Origin of the sequence: Amycolatopsis sp. NPDC051061, assembly GCF_040682935.1 — a bacterium.
Lineage (GTDB): Bacteria > Actinomycetota > Actinomycetes > Mycobacteriales > Pseudonocardiaceae > Amycolatopsis.
The window spans coordinates 22784-39806 of record NZ_JBFBBZ010000042.1; the positions used below are offsets into that span (position 1 = coordinate 22784).

The 17023-nt window shown below is 70.6% G+C and carries 14 protein-coding genes; 8 read left to right on the forward strand and 6 right to left on the reverse strand.

Annotated features, from left to right (window positions below):
* Positions 1-10: 10 nt before the first annotated feature.
* The 3 genes from AB0N03_RS39545 to AB0N03_RS39555 all read right to left on the reverse strand — a co-directional run bounded on the left by AB0N03_RS39545 (position 11) and on the right by AB0N03_RS39555 (position 3903).
* A complete protein-coding gene (locus AB0N03_RS39545) occupies positions 11-2254 on the reverse strand; it encodes an AAA family ATPase (protein ID WP_364383447.1) in 2244 nt (747 codons plus the stop codon).
* 63 nt (positions 2255-2317) lie between these two features.
* Positions 2318-2845: a hypothetical protein gene (locus AB0N03_RS39550; RefSeq protein WP_364383449.1), complete on the reverse strand. Its 528-nt coding sequence runs from the start codon at positions 2843-2845 to the stop codon at positions 2318-2320.
* Positions 2846-2922: 77 nt separating this feature from the next.
* Positions 2923-3903: a heme o synthase gene (locus tag AB0N03_RS39555; RefSeq protein ID WP_364383452.1), complete on the reverse strand. Its 981-nt coding sequence runs from the start codon at positions 3901-3903 to the stop codon at positions 2923-2925.
* A gap of 295 nt (positions 3904-4198) precedes the next feature.
* Between AB0N03_RS39555 and tkt the strand changes: the two genes are divergently transcribed.
* The 6 genes from tkt to pgl are packed head-to-tail and all read left to right on the forward strand — an operon-like array spanning position 4199 to position 12377.
* A complete protein-coding gene (gene tkt, locus AB0N03_RS39560; RefSeq protein ID WP_364383455.1) occupies positions 4199-6298 on the forward strand; it encodes a transketolase in 2100 nt (699 codons plus the stop codon).
* Between the two features lie 11 nt (positions 6299-6309).
* Positions 6310-7422: a transaldolase gene (gene tal, locus AB0N03_RS39565; RefSeq protein ID WP_364383458.1), complete on the forward strand. Its 1113-nt coding sequence runs from the start codon at positions 6310-6312 to the stop codon at positions 7420-7422.
* Positions 7423-7430: 8 nt separating this feature from the next.
* On the forward strand, positions 7431-9053 hold the full coding sequence (locus AB0N03_RS39570; RefSeq protein ID WP_364383461.1) for a glucose-6-phosphate isomerase: 1623 nt from the start codon (positions 7431-7433) through the stop codon (positions 9051-9053).
* On the forward strand, positions 9050-10573 hold the full coding sequence (zwf, locus tag AB0N03_RS39575) for a glucose-6-phosphate dehydrogenase (RefSeq protein ID WP_364383463.1): 1524 nt from the start codon (positions 9050-9052) through the stop codon (positions 10571-10573). Before AB0N03_RS39570 ends, zwf begins: the two co-directional genes overlap by 4 nt.
* Positions 10570-11601, forward strand: coding sequence for a glucose-6-phosphate dehydrogenase assembly protein OpcA (opcA, locus tag AB0N03_RS39580; RefSeq protein ID WP_364383466.1), 1032 nt, complete (start codon positions 10570-10572; stop codon positions 11599-11601). Before zwf ends, opcA begins: the two co-directional genes overlap by 4 nt.
* Positions 11598-12377 (forward strand): 6-phosphogluconolactonase, encoded by a 780-nt coding sequence (pgl, locus tag AB0N03_RS39585; protein WP_364383469.1) that lies wholly within the window; start codon positions 11598-11600, stop codon positions 12375-12377. Before opcA ends, pgl begins: the two co-directional genes overlap by 4 nt.
* A 73-nt stretch (positions 12378-12450) precedes the next feature.
* Here the strand turns inward: pgl and AB0N03_RS39590 are convergent, their stop codons facing one another.
* Positions 12451-13014: a helix-turn-helix domain-containing protein gene (locus AB0N03_RS39590; protein WP_364383472.1), complete on the reverse strand. Its 564-nt coding sequence runs from the start codon at positions 13012-13014 to the stop codon at positions 12451-12453.
* A 125-nt stretch (positions 13015-13139) separates the two neighbouring features.
* On the opposite strand from AB0N03_RS39590, the gene AB0N03_RS39595 reads away from it, so the two are divergent.
* Positions 13140-14228: an NAD(P)/FAD-dependent oxidoreductase gene (locus AB0N03_RS39595; protein WP_364383475.1), complete on the forward strand. Its 1089-nt coding sequence runs from the start codon at positions 13140-13142 to the stop codon at positions 14226-14228.
* Positions 14229-14518: 290 nt separating this feature from the next.
* Positions 14519-15718 carry a histidine kinase gene (locus AB0N03_RS39600; RefSeq protein WP_364383478.1) on the forward strand — a complete coding sequence of 400 codons (1200 nt, stop codon included), beginning with the start codon at positions 14519-14521 and terminating at the stop codon, positions 15716-15718.
* Positions 15719-16227: 509 nt separating this feature from the next.
* Here AB0N03_RS39600 and AB0N03_RS39605 read toward each other — a convergent pair.
* Both AB0N03_RS39605 and secG read right to left on the reverse strand, forming a co-directional pair.
* A complete protein-coding gene (locus AB0N03_RS39605) occupies positions 16228-16572 on the reverse strand; it encodes an RNA polymerase-binding protein RbpA (protein ID WP_364383481.1) in 345 nt (114 codons plus the stop codon).
* Between the two features lie 107 nt (positions 16573-16679).
* Entirely contained in the window at positions 16680-16910 is a 231-nt protein-coding gene (gene secG, locus AB0N03_RS39610; protein ID WP_086845181.1) for a preprotein translocase subunit SecG, read from the reverse strand.
* Positions 16911-17023: the final 113 nt, after the last annotated feature.

Below are 17023 nucleotides of genomic sequence, written 5' to 3' on the forward strand. Positions count from 1 at the left end.
GCCGGGCACCCTAGCCAAGCACGGAGAGTGCCGGGACGTCGTCACCCGTGGCGACGACGCCGAGCCGCCGCGTAGCGCGCGTCAAGGCCACGTACAGGTCGTTCAACCCGCGCGGCGAGCCCGCCACGACCTCGTCCGGCGCGATCAGCACCACCGAGTCGAACTCCAGGCCCTTCGCCCGCTCGACCGTCAGCACGCTCAGCCGCTCGTCGTGTTCCGAAAGCCACGACGACACCTCGTCGAACCAGGCCGAGGGCACCAGGACGGCCACCGTGCCACCGTCCACTTCGGACAGTTCGCGTTCCACCAGCCCGGGCAGCTCCGAGGCGAGGGAAGCCGGGCGCGCCGACCACGGCGGCACCCCGGTCTCCCGCACCGAAGACGGCGCCGACAACGCCGGATCGACCTCGGCGAGCACCCGCGCGGCGACCGCCATGATCTCCGCGGGCGTGCGGTAGTTCACGGTCAGCTGCTCGAGCCGCCACCGGTCGGCGACGTACGGCGAGAGCGCCTCGCCCCACGACCGCGCGCCCCCGGCCGCGCCGGTCTGCGCGACGTCCCCGACCAGCGTCATCGACCGGTTCGGCGAGCGCCGCATGAGCAGCCGCCAGTCCATCGCCGAGAGCTCCTGGGCCTCGTCGACGATCACGTGCCCGAACGTCCAGGCCCGGTCCTGCGCGGCGCGCTGGGCGGCGGTCAGCTCGCTGCGCTCCACCTGGCGCTCGGCGAACAGCTCGGCGTCGAGGACGTCGGAGACGCGCAGCAGCTCTTCGTCGATGATCTCCTCGTCCTGTTCGAGGATGTCGAGCACGCCCTCGGCGTACGCGCGGTCCTCGCGCTCACGGCGTTTGCGCTCGACGCGGGCCTCGGTGTCGTCGACGCCGATCAGCTCGGCCAGCTCGTCGAGCAACGGCACGTCCGCCGGCGTCCAGCGAGCGTCACGGCTGCTCTCCAACAGCGCCCGGTCCTCCTCCGACAGCAGCTTCCGCGCCGCGCTGGAGAGCCGTTCGCGGTCGGCGAACAGGTCGTCGAGCACGCCTTCGGGCGTCAGCACCGGCCACAGCCCGTTCAGCGCCGCGGCGATGTTTTCGTCCGCGGCCAGCTCGGCGCGGATGTCCTGCAGGTCCTGCCCGTCGAGGAGGTCGTCCCCCAGCTTCCGGGCGGCCTGGCGGGTCAGCGCGTCGAGGACGTCGGAGACGAACAGGCGCCGCGCCGGGTTGTGCGGGCGCCGCGAGCGGCGGGCGCGGGTCCGCGCGTCGGTGCACGTCTTGCGGTCCAGCTTGAGGACGTCGTGCTCGTACTCGATCTCCAGGACCGGCTCGGGCACGCGCTGGCGGTCGCGGACGGCGTTGGCGAGCACCTCGGCCAGCACCAGCCGGCCCTTGACCTCGGTGGTCTCGCGCGGCTCGACGCCGACGGCGTCCAGGCCCGGGTAGAGCTGCCCGATCGTGGCGAGCAGCACGCCGGTCTCGCCGAGCGAGGGCAGCACCTGGCCGATGTAGCGCAGGAACGTGCTGTTCGGCCCGACGACGAGCACGCCGCGGGTCGTGAGCTGCTGGCGGTGCGTGTAGAGCAGGTAGGCCGCGCGGTGCAGCGCGACCGCGGTCTTGCCGGTGCCCGGGCCGCCCTGCACGACCATGACGCCGCCGAGCGGGGCGCGGATGATGCGGTCCTGCTCGGCCTGGATGGTGGCGACGATGTCGCTCATCTCGCCGGTGCGCCGCTGCTCGAGCGCGGCGAGCAGCGCGGCCTCGCCGGCCAGGCCGAGGTCCTGGCCCTGGTCGGCGGCGGTGAGGTCGAGGATCTCGTCGTCGAAGCCGGTGACCTTGCGGGTCAGCGACCGCAGGTGCCGGCGCCGCCGCACGCCGTCGGGCGACGCGGCGGTGGCGAGGTAGAAGGGCCGCGCGACCGGCGCCCGCCAGTCGACGAGCAGCGGCCGGTAGTCGTCGTCTTCGTCGAACAGCCCGAGCCGGCCGATGTAGGTGGTCTCCTCGGCGTTGCCGGGGACGAAGTCGAGGCGCCCGAAGGCCAGCCCCTGCTCGACCGAGCCGAGCTGGGCGAGCCGGTCGGTGTAGAGGGTGGTGGCGACGTCGCGTTCGGTGCGGGCCTGCGGGGTGCCGCCGGTCTGGCGGAGGGTCTCGTCGAGGCGCCGCTGGGCCTCGACGCGTTCGGCGTCGAGCTTCGCGTAGAGGGTGGTGACGTACGCCTGCTCGCGGGCGAGCTCGGCGGAGAAGCCGTCCGAGGACACGGACAAGAGGATCCTGCTTTCGCCTACAAGGAAAAGAGCCGAACCAGTCTAACGGCCGCCCCGGCGGGATCATTCCGGCCCGAGGGCGCAGTACGGGTAGACCTCGGCGCCGGGAGCGAGGGCCACCGGCAGTTCCTTCTCCCCCACCGCGCACGACACGCTCGCCGTCGGCAACTGCTCCGCGCCGACGATCCGACCACTCGCGTCGCGGTGGAGCACCGCGGCTCCACGGCTGGTCAGCGCCCGGCAGTTCGCCGAGCGGTAGCGGACGCCGCCGGGGACGACGGTCGCGGTCACCGGGGTGAAGCCGCCGAGCGACTCCGGGGTCAGCCAGGTGACCGGGCCGAGTACGGGCCGCTCGAGCGCGACGCCGATTCGCTCCCCCGGGGTGAGCAGCGGCACCTCGACCGTCCGAGCGCCGGAAGTCACCGGGATGCGGTACGCGATCTGGGCGCTCGTGTTCTCCAGCACGACGGCGCTGGTCCCGTGGTCGGCGACGCGGAGACCGCCGCCGCCGGGAGCGGCGTCGGCCGCGCCCGGGACCGCGGTGATCCGGGCGGGAATGGCACAACCGCCGGTGAGCAGGCTGTCGTCCAAGGCCGGGAACCTGCCCCGCCCGAGGAGGACGAGCAGGCCCAGGACGACGACCGCGGCGACCGCGATCCCGATCCGTCTCAGAACGGCAGGCCGAGGGTGGGCAAACCGATGGCCGAGTCGACCGCCAGCGCCACGAACACGATCATCAGGTACGTGTTGGACCGGTGGAACAGCGCCATCGGTTTCGTCTCTTCCCCGCGCCGCACCGCGGTCTGCAGGCTGTGCGCGTAGAAGAGGAACCAGCCGCCCGCCAGGATGGCGAACGTGCCGTACAGCCAGGACGTCACCGGGAGCAGCAGCAGCGTCCACGCCACCATCACCCACGAGTAGATGACGATCTGCTTGGCGACGTGCTGGGCGGTGGCGACGACCGGGAGCATCGGGACGCCCGCGCGCTCGTAGTCGTCGCGGTACTTCATGCCCAGCGCCCACGTGTGCGGCGGTGTCCAGAAGAAGATGACGCCGAACATCACGAACGCCGGCCACTGCACGGTGCCGGTGACCGCGGCCCAGCCGATGACGACCGGCATGCAGCCCGCCGCGCCGCCCCAGACCACGTTCTGTGACGTCCGCCGCTTGAGCCCGAGCGTGTAGACGAAGATGTAGAAGAGGATCGTCGCGACCGCCAGGATCGCCGACAGCATGTTGACCGTGAAATAGAGCACCACGGCCGACGCGACGCCCATGACCAAGCCGAAGATCAGCGCACCGCGCCGGGGCACGGAGTCCTTCACCAGCGGACGGCGCTTCGTGCGGTTCATCACCTTGTCGATGTCCGCGTCGATCACGCAGTTGAGCGCGTTCGCGCTGCCCGCGGCCATGGTCCCGCCGACCAGGGTGGCCAGGACCAGCCACGGCGAGGGGATTTCACGGCCGGCGAGGAACATCGCCGGGATGGTGGTCACCAGGAGGAGCTCGATCACCCGCGGTTTCGCCAGTGCGGCGTAGGCGCCGAGGACCTGACGGATGCTTCGCCGGTCACCGTGCGGTCGCTCACCGGTCGGGTGCACGGCGCTGGTGTCGTCACTGCGTCCGTGCGCAGCGTTCACCAACGACATTTCACTCCCTGCGTCAGGTTCGGGCGGGCAAGTCCGGGTAGGCAGTGGTGGTGCCGCGCAAACCTGCCGAACTGAACCCTCGAACGATGTTAGACGTGGTGAATCCCGTGGGTGATCGCGGGTCGGGAACGGGTCCAAGCACTAGGCTGGCCGGGTCGGGCCGCGATTGCCCCTGCGCTGGGTCGCGAGCAGGAATATCGTCCCTTCGGGATCGATTGAGATAGATGACCCCGCGCACGGGTAACCGGTACGAGGAAGACCAGCCGCAACCATCATGACCGGGAGTTGGAGTTCAGTGTCCGATACTGCCCCTACCAGCGAGAACAACCCACTCCTCCGGCGTAACGTCCCCGCCGACTGGACCGACACCGACACCCGCGCCGTGGACACCGTCCGGGTGCTCGCCGCGGACGCGGTGGAGAACTGTGGCAGCGGCCACCCCGGCACCGCGATGAGCCTGGCGCCGCTGGCCTACACACTGTTCCAGCGCACGCTGCGTCACGACCCCAACGACCAGAACTGGCCGGGCCGCGACCGGTTCGTGCTGTCGGCCGGGCACAGCAGCCTGACCCTCTACATCCAGCTGTTCCTCGCCGGCTACGGCCTCGAGCTCGAGGACCTCAAGCAGCTGCGCAAGTGGGGCTCCAAGACCCCGGGCCACCCGGAGTACCGGCACACCGACGGCGTCGAGACCACCACCGGCCCGCTGGGGCAGGGCGTGGCGAACGCCGTGGGCATGGCGATGGCCGCCCGCCGCGAGCGCGGCCTGCTCGACCCGGACGCGGCACCCGGCGAGAGCATCTTCGACCACCACATCTACGCCATCGCCTCCGACGGCGACATCGAAGAGGGCGTCACCTCCGAGGCCTCGTCCATCGCGGGCCGCCAGGAGCTGGGCAACCTGATCCTCTTCTGGGACGACAACAAGATCTCCATCGAGGACGACACGAACATCGCCCTCTCGGAGGACACCGTCGCGCGCTACGAGGCTTACGGGTGGCACACCCAGGTCGTCGAAGGCGGCGAAGACGTCGTCGCGATCGAAGAGGCCATCAAGAACGCGAAGGCCGAGACCGGCCGCCCGTCGTTCATCGCGGTGAAGACCGTGATCGGCTACCCGGCCCCGAAGAAGATGGGCACCGGCAAGGCGCACGGCGCCGCGCTGGGCGGCGAAGAGGTCGCCGCGGTCAAGAAGATCCTCGGCTTCGACCCGGAGCAGTCGTTCCAGGTCGAGGACGACGTCATCAAGCACACCCGCCAGGCCCTGGACCGCGGCAAGAGCGCCCACGCCGAGTGGACCGAGAAGTTCGACGCGTGGGGCAAGGCCAACCCGGAGCGCAAGAAGATCGCGGACCGCATGTCCACCCGCACGCTGCCCGAGGGCTTCGCCGACAACCTGCCGAAGTGGGAGCCGGACGCCAAGGGCATCGCGACCCGCAAGGCCTCCGGCGAGGTGCTCAACGCCCTCGCCGACCCCCTGCCGGAGCTGTGGGGCGGCTCGGCCGACCTGGCCGAGAGCAACAACACCACGATGAAGGGCGCCGACTCGTTCGGTCCCGAGAAGGCCGCCACCGACATGTGGCAGGCCAACCCGTACGGCCGGACGCTGCACTTCGGCATCCGCGAGCACGCCATGGGCTCGATCCTCAACGGGATCGCGCTGCACGGCGGCACCCGCCCGTACGGCGCGACGTTCCTCATCTTCTCCGACTACATGCGCCCGCCGGTCCGGCTGGCCGCGCTGATGAAGGCGCCGGTCACCTACGTCTGGACGCACGACTCGATCGGGCTCGGCGAAGACGGCCCGACGCACCAGCCGATCGAGCAGCTCTCCGCGCTGCGCGCGATCCCGGGCCTCAACGTCGTCCGCCCGGCGGACGCCAACGAGACCGCGTACGCGTGGAAGGCCGTGCTGGAGGACATCCACCACCCGTCCGGCCTGGCGCTCACCCGCCAGAACGTGCCGGTGCTCGAGGGCACCACCGCCGAGGGCGTCGCGAAGGGCGGGTACGTCCTGGCCGATTCGGACGGCACCCCGGACGTGGTGCTGATCGGCACCGGCTCGGAGGTCCAGCTCGCCGTCGAGGCGAAGAAGACCCTCGAGGCCGACGGCGTCAAGGCGCGCGTCGTCTCGATGCCGTGCGTCGAGTGGTTCGACGCGCAGGACGCGGCCTACCGCGAATCCGTCATCCCGGCCGGTGTGAAGGCCCGCGTGTCCGTCGAGGCGGGCATCGCCCAGTCGTGGCACCGCTTCACCGGTGACGCCGGGGTGAACGTTTCGATCGAGCACTTCGGCGCCTCCGCCGATGCCGCCACCCTGTTCCGTGAGTTCGGGTTCACCGCGGAAGCAGTCGTCGAGGCGGCCCGCCGCTCGATCGCCAACACCAAGAACTGAGAGGGACATAGATGAGCACCGACAAGCTCGCGCAACTGTCCGAGGCCGGCGTATCGATCTGGCTGGACGACCTTTCGCGCGAACGCCTGAACACCGGCAACCTCGCCGAGCTCGTCCGCGACAAGCACGTCGTCGGCGTGACGACCAACCCGACGATCTTCGCCAACGCGATGTCGAAGGGTGACGCCTACGACGAGCGGACGAAGGAACTCGCCGCCCAGGGCGCCGACGTCGAGGCGACCATCCGGGACCTGACCACGACCGACGTGCGCAACGCCGCGGACCTGTTCCGCGACGTCTACACCGCCACGAACGGCGTCGACGGCCGCGTCTCCATCGAGGTCGACCCGCGCCTGGCCAAGGACACCGAGAAGACGGTGGCCGAGGCGAAGGACCTGTGGAAGACCGTCGACCGGCCGAACGTGCTGATCAAGATCCCGGCCACCGAAGAGGGCCTGCCGGCGATCACCGCCACGCTGGCCGAGGGCATCAGCGTCAACGTCACGCTGATCTTCTCCGTCGAGCGCTACAAGAAGGTCATCGAGGCCTTCTTCGCCGGGCTCGAGCAGGCCAAGGCCAACGGCCACGACCTGCGCGGCATCCACTCGGTGGCGTCGTTCTTCGTCTCCCGCGTGGACACCGAGATCGACAAGCGGCTCGACGCGATCGGCACCGACGAGGCCAAGGCGCTGCGCGGCCAGGCGGCCGTCGCCAACGCCCGGCTCGCCTACGCGGCCTTCGAAGAGCTCTTCTCGACGGACCGCTGGAAGGCCCTCGCCGCCGACGGTGCGAACGCGCAGCGCCCGCTGTGGGCCTCGACCGGCGTGAAGAACCCGGACTACTCCCCGACGCTGTACGTCGACGACCTGGTCGTCAAGAACACCGTCAACACCATGCCGGAGAAGACCCTCGACGCGGTCGCCGAGCACGCCGACCTCAAGGGCGACCGGGTCAGCGGCCACGGCAAGGACGCGCAGCAGGTCTTCGACAAGCTCACGGCCGTCGGCATCGACATCACCGACGTGTTCCTCACGCTCGAGAACGAGGGCGTCGAGAAGTTCGAGAAGTCCTGGACCGAACTGCTCGAGACCGTGAACGGCCAGCTCGAAAAGGCGAAGGGCTGAAGCACGACATGACGACAGGCGAAAAGACCGGCGTCGAGATCGTGGACGCCGAACTGGCGGAACGCGCCGCGCCGCTGGCCGAGCGGCTGGTCGCCGACCAGGCCGCGTCGAAGCTGGCGGCGCAGGACGCGACGCTCTGGGGAGCCGACGCCGAATCCGAGGCGTCGATCCGGCTTTCGTGGACGACGCTGCACAAGTCGTCCCGGCCGCTGATCGGCGAGATCGAGGCGCTGCGGACCGAACTGCGGTCCGAGGGCGTCGACCGCGTCGTGCTGGCCGGCATGGGCGGCTCGTCGCTGGCGCCGGAGGTGATCACCGCCACCGACGGCGTCGCGCTGACCGTGCTCGACACCACCGACCCGGGCCAGGTCGCCGACGCGCTGGCCGGTGACCTCGAGCGCACGGTGATCGTGGTGTCGTCGAAGTCGGGCGGCACCGTCGAGACCGACAGCCACCGGCGGATCTTCGCGAAGGCCTTCACCGACGCGGGAATCGACGCGGCGCGGCGGATCGTGGTCGTCACCGACCCGGGCTCGCCGTTTCAGGAACTGTCCGAAAAGGAGGGTTACCGCAAGACCTTCCTCGCCGACCCGAACGTCGGCGGCCGCTACTCGGCGCTGACCGCGTTCGGGCTCGTCCCGGCCGGGCTGGCCGGCGCGGACGTCGCCCGGCTGCTCGACCAGGCCGCTTCGGCGGCCGAGGAGCTCGCGGCCGACGACGCGGCGAACCCGGCGGTCAAGCTGGCCGCCGCGTGGGCCGCCGCGCACGAAGCGGGCGCGGAGAAGGTCGTCCTGGCCGACTCCGGTTCCGGGATCAAGGGCTTCCCCGACTGGGCGGAGCAGCTGATCGCGGAGTCCACCGGCAAGCAGGGCACCGGCTTGCTGCCGGTCGCGGTCGAGAGCACCGAGGCCCCCGGCTTCGCCGATGCGAAGTCCGACGCCACCGCGGTCGCCATCGGCAGCCCGCAGGGCGCGGCGAAGGTCGCCGTCACCGGCTCGCTCGGCGCGCAGCTCCTGCTCTGGGAGTTCGCGACGGCGCTGGCCGGGCGGCTGCTCGGGATCAACCCGTTCGACCAGCCCGACGTCGAGACCGCGAAGAAGGCGACGCGCGCGCTGCTGGACGACCCGGAGAAGCTCAAGGGCGGCGAGACGGCGTCCAATGTGGACGGTCCGGTCGAGATCTTCGGCAGCGACGGCGTTTCCACCGACGGGAAGCTCGTGGACGTGCTCCGCGCGTTCTTCGCTTCGGCGCCGGAAGCCGGCTACATCGCCGTGCAGGCCTACCTCGACCGCCTCGACGACGCGTCGACAGAGCTGCTGCGCGGCGAGATCGCCAAGCACACCGGCCTGCAGACGACGTTCGGCTGGGGCCCGCGGTTCCTGCACTCGACCGGCCAGTACCACAAGGGCGGGCACCAGAACGGCGTGTTCCTGCAGCTCACCGGCGCGGTCGAGCAGGACCTCGACGTCCCGGAGCGGCCGTACACGCTCGGCCAGCTGCAGCACGCGCAGGCCCTGGGTGACGGGCAGGTGCTCGCCGAGCACGGCCGCCCGGTGCTGCGCCTGCACCTGACCGACCGGGCCGCGGGGCTCGCGGCGGTCGTCCGCGCGGTACAGGAGGGGGACGCATGACCTGGAGCAACCCGCTGCGCGATCCGCGGGACAAGCGCCTCCCGCGCATCGCCGGGCCGTCCAGCCTGGTGATCTTCGGGGTCACCGGCGACCTGGCCCGCAAGAAGCTGATGCCCGCCATCTACGACCTGGCCAACCGCGGGCTGCTGCCCGCCGGCTTCTCGCTCGTCGGCTTCGCCCGGCGCGACTGGGAGCACCAGGACTTCGGCGAGCTCGTGCACGACTCGGTGAAGGAACACGCGCGGACGCCGTTCAAGGAGTCGGTGTGGAACCGGCTCGCCGAAGGCATCCGGTTCGTCCAGGGCACCTTCGACGACGACGACGCGTTCGACCGGCTCGCGCAGACGGTCAAGGACCTCGACCACGAACGCGGCACCGGCGGCAACACCGCGTTCTACCTGTCGATCCCGCCCGGCGCGTTCCCGGTGGTGACCAAGCAGCTGGCCCGCTCCGGGCTGGCGAACGCCGACGAGAAGACCTGGCGGCGCGTCGTCATCGAGAAGCCGTTCGGGCACGACCTCAAGAGCGCCGAAGAGCTGAACGCGATCGTCAACGACGTCTTCCCCGAGGAGTCGGTGTTCCGCATCGACCACTACCTCGGCAAGGAGACGGTGCAGAACATCCTGGCGCTGCGCTTCGCGAACCAGCTGTTCGAGCCGATCTGGAACGCCAACTACGTCGACCACGTGCAGATCACCATGGCCGAGGACATCGGCCTCGGCGGCCGCGCGGGGTACTACGACGGCATCGGCGCGGCCCGCGACGTCATCCAGAACCACCTGCTGCAGCTGCTGGCCTTCACCGCGATGGAGGAGCCGCTGTCGTTCGACCCGCGGGCCCTGCGCGCGGAGAAGATCAAGGTGCTCTCGGGCACCAAGCCGCTCGGGCCGCTGGGCAAGACGACCGCGCGCGGTCAGTACGCGGGCGGCTGGCAGGGCGGCACGAAGGTGCCCGGCCTGCTGCAGGAAGAGGGCTTCGCGAAGGACTCGAAGACCGAGACCTACGCCGCAGTGACCCTGGAGGTGCAGAGCCGCCGCTGGGCCGGGGTGCCGTTCTACCTGCGCACCGGCAAGCGGCTCGGCCGCCGCGTCACCGAGATCGCCGTCGTGTTCAAGCGGGCGCCGCACCTGCCGTTCGATTCGACGTCGACCGAGGAGCTGGGGCAGAACGCCCTGGTCATCCGGGTCCAGCCGGACGAGGGCATCACGCTGCGGTTCGGCTCGAAGGTGCCGGGGACCACGATGGAGGTCCGCGACGTCACGATGGACTTCGGGTACGGGCACGCGTTCACCGAGTCCTCCCCCGAGGCCTACGAACGCCTGATCCTCGACGTCCTGCTCGGCGAGCCGTCGCTGTTCCCAGTGAACGAGGAGGTCGAGCTCTCCTGGAAGATCCTCGACCCGATCCTGGAGAACTGGGCCAAGGAAGGGGCGCCGGAGCAGTACCCGCCGGGCACCTGGGGCCCGCCGTCCGCCGACGAAATGCTGGAGCGCACCGGCCGGAAATGGAGGCGCCCGTGATCATCGACCTGCCGTCCACCACGACTTCGGCACTGAACAAGAAGCTGGTGGAGATCCGCGAACAAGGCGGGCAAGTCGCGCTCGGACGCGTCCTGACGCTGGTGATCGTGGCCGACGACGACGCCAACCTCGAAGAGGCCATCGAGGCGGCCAACGGCGCGAGCCGCGAGCACCCGTCGCGGGTGATCGTGGTGGCCAAGGGCGCCCGCACCGCGGCGCCGCGCATCGACGGCCAGATCCGGGTCGGCGGCGACGCCGGCGCGAGCGAGGTCATCGTGCTGCGGCTCTACGGCCCGCTGGCCGCCCAGGGCCAGAGCGCGGTCGTGCCGCTGCTGCTGCCGGACGCGCCGATCGTCACCTGGTGGCCCGGGACCGGTCCGAAGGACCCGGACAAGGACCCGCTCGGTGAGCTGGCCCAGCGCCGGATCACCGACTCGGCCGCGGAGAAGAGCCCGGTCAAGGCGCTGACCACGCGGGCGAAGGCCTACACGGCGGGCGACACCGATCTGGCCTGGACGCGCCTGACCCACTGGCGCGCCCAGCTCGTCTCGGCGCTGGACCTGCCGCCGTACGAGAAGGTGACCGCCGCGACCGTGACCGGCGAGGCCGACTCGCCATCCACCGAGCTGCTGGCCGCCTGGCTGGCCGAGTACCTGAAGGTGCCGGTCAAGCGGGTCAAGAGCTCGGGCGCGGCCGGCATCATCTCGGTCAACCTCGAGCGCCGCTCGGGAGCGGTGGAGCTGCACCGGCCGGACGGGCGCGTCGGCACGCTGACCCAGCCGGGCCAGCCGACCCGGCGGATCGCCCTGCAGCGGCGCAGCACCCAGGACTGCCTGGTCGAGGAGCTGCGCCGGCTCGACCCGGACGAGGTGTACGAGGCTTCGCTGCACGGTCTCGGCAAGATCACGTCCGGGACCAACGGCAAGACGGGCGCGCCGGCCAAGGCCGACGTCACGTCTCCCGCGGCCGCCGCCGCGGCCAAGGCACCGGCGAAGGCGGGCGCCAACGGCAAGAAGAGCGGTTCATGAGCAAGACCGAGGTCGTCGTCTACGCGAACCAGGACCTGCTGGCGGCCGCGGCGGCCGCCCGGCTGGTCACGCGGCTGGTGGACGTCCAGGCGGCCAAGGGGTCGGCGTCGCTGGTCCTCACCGGCGGCGGCACGGGCATCGCGGTGCTGTCGGAGCTGCGGCAGTCCTCGGCCCGCGACGCGATCGACTGGTCGCGCCTGGACATCTACTGGGGCGATGAGCGGTTCGTCCCGGCGGACTCGGACGAGCGGAACGAGAAGCAGGCCCGCGAGGCCCTGCTCGACCACGTCCCGCTGGACCCGAAGCGCATCCACGCGATGGCGCCGTCGGACGGCGAGTTCGGCTCGGACGTGGACGCGGCGGCTGCTTCGTACGCTTCGGTGCTGGCTTCTCAGGCCGGCCCGGAGGACCACGGCGACGTGCCGTCGTTCGACATCATGCTGCTGGGTCTGGGCGGCGAAGGGCACACGGCATCGGTGTTCCCGGAGTCCCCGGCGGTGTACGAGACCGACCGGTCGGTGGTGGCGGTGCGCAACTGCCCCAAGCCCCCGCCGACCCGGATTTCGCTGACGCTGCCGGCGATCCGCCGGGCTCGGGATGTGTGGCTGATGACGGCTGGTTCGGCGAAGGCGGACGCGGTGGCGTTGGCGTTGTCGGGAGCCGGTGAGGTTCAGCTGCCGGTGGCCGGGGCTCGCGGACACCGGCGGACGCTGTGGCTGCTGGATCGCGCCGCGGCCGGGAAGCTGACGAAGGTGTATCAGCCGCCTACGGCTTGATTTCGATGGTTCGTGAAGGCCACCTTGAGGAACTTGTAGTTCCTCAAGGTGGCCTTCACGGCTTTCGGGCGGCCTACTTCACCCGCCAGCCGCGGCCCAAGTTGCCGAAGATCTCCTCCGCCGCCCGCCGCGGGTTCTCGTGGGCCACGATCAGCTCCCGCGACGCCAGCGCGAACCGCGCCAAGGCCGCGCACGACACATCGTCCTCGGGGGCGCCCATCTCCTCCGCTATCGCGCGGGCCAGCGCCGTCTCGTGGCGCATCCACATGCGGCGGCCGTAGTCGCGTAGCACCGGCGTGCTCTCGATCAGCCGGATGAACTCGGCGCTCGGGCCGCCGTCCGCGCTGTCCGCCAGCATGTGCTCCCGCAGCGCGTCCACGATCGTGTGCCCCGGTGGCCGGCCGCGGACCGCCAGGACCAGCGCCGCCTCGATGTCGTCGTCCTGGTCGAACAGCAGCGCCTCCTTGCTGGGGAAGTACTTGAACAACGTCGTCACCGAAACGTCGGCGGCGTCCGCGACGTCCTTCACCCCGACCTCGTCGTAGCCGCGTTCGAGGAACAGCTCCAGCGCGGCGTCGGCCAGCGCTTGGCGGGTCTGCGCCTTCTTGCGCTCGCGGCGCCCGATCACTTCGGTCATAGCCTCAGCCTACGTGATGGTGGACTCACTTCAAAAGTTGAGTCGTTGCACTTTTTGAGTCACTGTGCTTTTCTGAGTTAAGGCCACCGGACTCGCCGGCGGCACCGAACTTCCAGGGGGAAGTCATGAACTCCATCGCGATCGCCGGCGCCGGCTTGGGCGGACTCGCCTGTGCCCGCGTCCTGCAGCTCCACGGCCTCGACGTCACCGTTTTCGAACAAGAAGCTTCAGCCGGCGCCCGAGGCCAGGGCGGCACGCTCGACCTGCACGGCGACACCGGCCAGGTCGCCATGCGCACCGCCGGCCTGTACGAACGATTCCGCGAGCTGGCCCGCCCCGAAGGCCAGCAGATGCGCGCCCTCGACCCGCTCAGCGGCGACGTCGTCATGGACGAGGTCCCCGCCGAGGGCGACGACTTCCGCCCCGAGATCGACCGCGGCCAGCTCCGCGGCCTCCTCCTCGAGTCGCTGAAGCCCGGCACCGTGAGCTGGGGACGCTCGATCACCGAGGTCTCCCCCAGCCGCCTGAGCTTCGGCGACGGCGGCACGGCGGACTTCGACCTGGTCATCGGCGCGGACGGCGCGTGGTCCCGCGTCCGCCAGACCCTCACCGGCGTCCGGCCCGAGTACAGCGGGGTGACGTTCGTCGAACTCGGCCTCGACGACGCCGACCGCTGCCACCCGCACCTGGCCGCGCTGACCGGCCAAGGGACAATGATGACGAAGATCGACGGCAAGGCGCTCGTCGCGCAGCGCAACAGCAACGGCCACATCCGCTGCTACGCCGTCTTCTACGCCCCGGAAGGCTGGGCCGCCGACCTCGACTTCGCCGACACCGCGGCGGTGCGCGCGAACCTTCTGGAGCGCTTCGCCGGCTGGCACCCGAGCCTCCTCGGGTTCCTGCACGACCTCGACGGCGGCTTCACGCACCGGCCGCTGCACGTCCTCCCGGTACCGCACGCCTGGACCCACACGCCCGGGCTCACGCTGCTCGGCGACGCGGCACACCTGATGCCTCCGCTGGGCGTCGGCGCGAACCTGGCCCTGCTGGACGGCACCGAGCTCGCCACCGCGCTGGCCACCGCGCCGAGCGTCGACGAAGCCGTCCGGACGTACGAAGCCGGCATGCTGCCGCGGTCGATCGAGACGGCGAAGGCCTGCGCCACCGGCCTGCACGACCTGCTCAGCGACGACCTCAGGTCGATGGTGGCCTGACGACCTATCGCCGGCGCCCACACGTGGGTAACATGATTCCCACGATGTGGTCGTCTCGGTGCACAGCGGGGAGCAACTCTCCCACTCTCGGTAGCACCCCTCCGCGGCTATCCCCCGGACGGAGTAGTCGACTACGGAATTCGGACGCCGGAACTCCGACAACGGGTGAAACTTACCGTCTTCGTACGCCACCTCGTTAGCATCCGCACATTTGTCCGTTGCTGCGCGTCCCGATCGGGCCCTGAGCACCTCTCATCAGTAAGTCCACAAGACGAATGGGGTCGCCAGCGATGAGTACAGAGGGACTCTCGATTCCAGGCATCTCGATCGCCGGCTCGGGGCCATCGGCCGCCGAGCGGGTGCGCAAGCGCGGGCTGAGCCTGTTCGGCTCGGTGCCCCGGCCCGCCGTGGTCACGTTCGCCATCGAGGCGGCCGCGGTCATCCTGGCCGTGCTCGACGTCTGGCTGGTGATCCCCGAGAAGGCCCAGCCGTATTCGATCTGGCTCTCCGGCGCCGCCTGCCTCGCGGTCGTGTTCCGCCGGAAGTTCCCGTTCCTCGCCGTGCTCGTCGCGGTCCCCGGCTTCCTGGCCGGCTGGGCGCAGCTCGCGTCGATGATCACGCTCGGCATGCTCGCCACCCGCCGTCAGCTGCACTGGCAGGTGTGGGTCGGCGCGGCGCTGGTGTGGTGCTGCCGGTTCGTGCAGTGGCCCCTGGAGGACTTCGCCGAGCTCAGCTGGCGCGAGCACATCCTCGACGGCATCTACGGCGTGCTCGTCGCGGGCATGCCGATCGCGATCGGCCTGCTCATCGGAGCGCGGGCCGAGGTTTCGAACAAGCTCGCCGAGCTGGCCACGAGCCGCGACCGCGAGCGCCGCTTCCACGCCGACGCCGTCCGCGCCGAGGAGCGCGCCCGGCTGGCGCGCGAGATGCACGACGTCGTCTCGCACCAGATCACGCTGATCGCGATGCAGGCCGGCGCGCTGCAGGCCCAGACCACCGACAACCACGCGCAGGAGACCGCGCAGGTCATCCGCACGCTGTCGAAGCGGACCCTGGAGGAGCTGCGTTCGCTGCTGAGCGTGCTGCGCGCGGGCGCCGACGACGACGGCCCGCGTCCCGGGATCAACGACCTCGACCGGCTGATCCGGACGTCGGAGGTGCCGGTGCACCTGTCAGTGGAGCACCTGCCGGAGGCCCTGCCGAACCAGGTGTCGGCGGCGGCGTACCGGACGGTGCAGGAGTGCCTGACGAACGTCTACAAGCACGCCCCGGGCGCGACGGCGACGATCCGCATCCAGGGTGAGCACGGAGCGCTCAAGATCGAGGTCCGCAACGAGCGCGCGAACCGGCCGGCGGAGCTGCTGCCTTCGGGCGGGCACGGGCTGACCGGGCTGGCCGAGCGGGCCCGCCTGCTGGGCGGGAGCTTCGAGACGTCCGGGATGGAGGACGGCGGCTTCCGGGTGCGAGCCCGCTACCCGCTGGATCGCTGAGGGCGGCCGTCCGGCCCCCGGTGTCCATTTTACCGGCGGTGGCTGACGTTTTCGGATGTGCAGGAGCCGCGAGCGGCGGATTTCGGGCCAATACGGCCCGGAATCCGCCGTTCGCGACTTTCTCGCCCCCGGAATCGTCGGTGTTCTCCCGTAGCGTGGAAAACGGGGGCTGCTCAGATGCGGGGAGTCGCGGACTTCCGCAGGGAAGGGCGTGCGGGCGTACCCGGACAGTCGGCTCGCGAACCTGGAGGGTCGGCTCACGTACCCGGACAGTCGGCTCACGTACCCAGAGGGTCGGCTCGCGTACCCGGACAGTCAGGTCGCGTACCTGGAGGGTCGGCTCACGTGTCTGGAAGGTCGACACGCGTGATTGAGGGGTCGACACGGCGTCGAGTCTCGTGTTGACCCTGGGATCACGTGAGTTGGCGCCCTGGTCACGCTCGGAGCCCCGGCCGGACGCGCGAAAAGCCACCCCGAGGGCTCCCGGGGTGGCTTTCGGCCGGCAACGCTTAGATGATCTCCCGGCGCTGGCGCAGGCGCTCGAGAGCTTCGGCCAGGATGGCCTCGCCGTCGGCGTCGCTGCGTCGCTCCTTCACGTAAGCCAGGTGCGTCTTGTAAGGCTCGGTCCGGGGTGCGGCCGGTGGGTTCTTCTCGTCCTGCCCGCCCGGGAGCCCGCAGCGGGGACAGTCCCACTCGTCCGGGATGTCCGCCTCGAGCGCGAACGACGGGCGGGCTTCGTGCCCGTTGGCGCACCAGTAGCCGACCCGGCGCCGCGGCGCCGATTCACCTCGTTCCGATTCGCCTGTAGGACCGGCACCCACCCGGGTGCCTCGAATCGCGTTACCGCCAACCATGAATCCTCACACCTAGGAATCGGCGGCGCGCCCCCCAATAGGCACGCCGAATCACTGCACCCTGCCGCCGTACCCGGTCGCGATCGGACGGCGGGGCGCCGGACGCCTCACACCTTGAGCAGCAGACCCAGGCCCACGATGCTGATCAGCCAGACCGCGCCCAGCAGCAGGGTGATCCGGTCGAGGTTCTTCTCGGCCACGCTCGACCCGGCCAGGCTCGACTGCATCCCGCCGCCGAACAGCGACGACAGGCCACCGCCCCGGCCCCGGTGCAGCAGCACCGCGACCACCAGGAAGACGCTGGTGACGATCAACAGGATTTGCAGGAACAGCTTCATGTCATCCTCTGGGCTCTAGGAGAATGCAGGGGTACGGCATGGTCGCTTCCGACCACCACCGTACCCCTGGACTCGTCCACTGCTGTGTGACGGACCGGATACACAGGCTACCC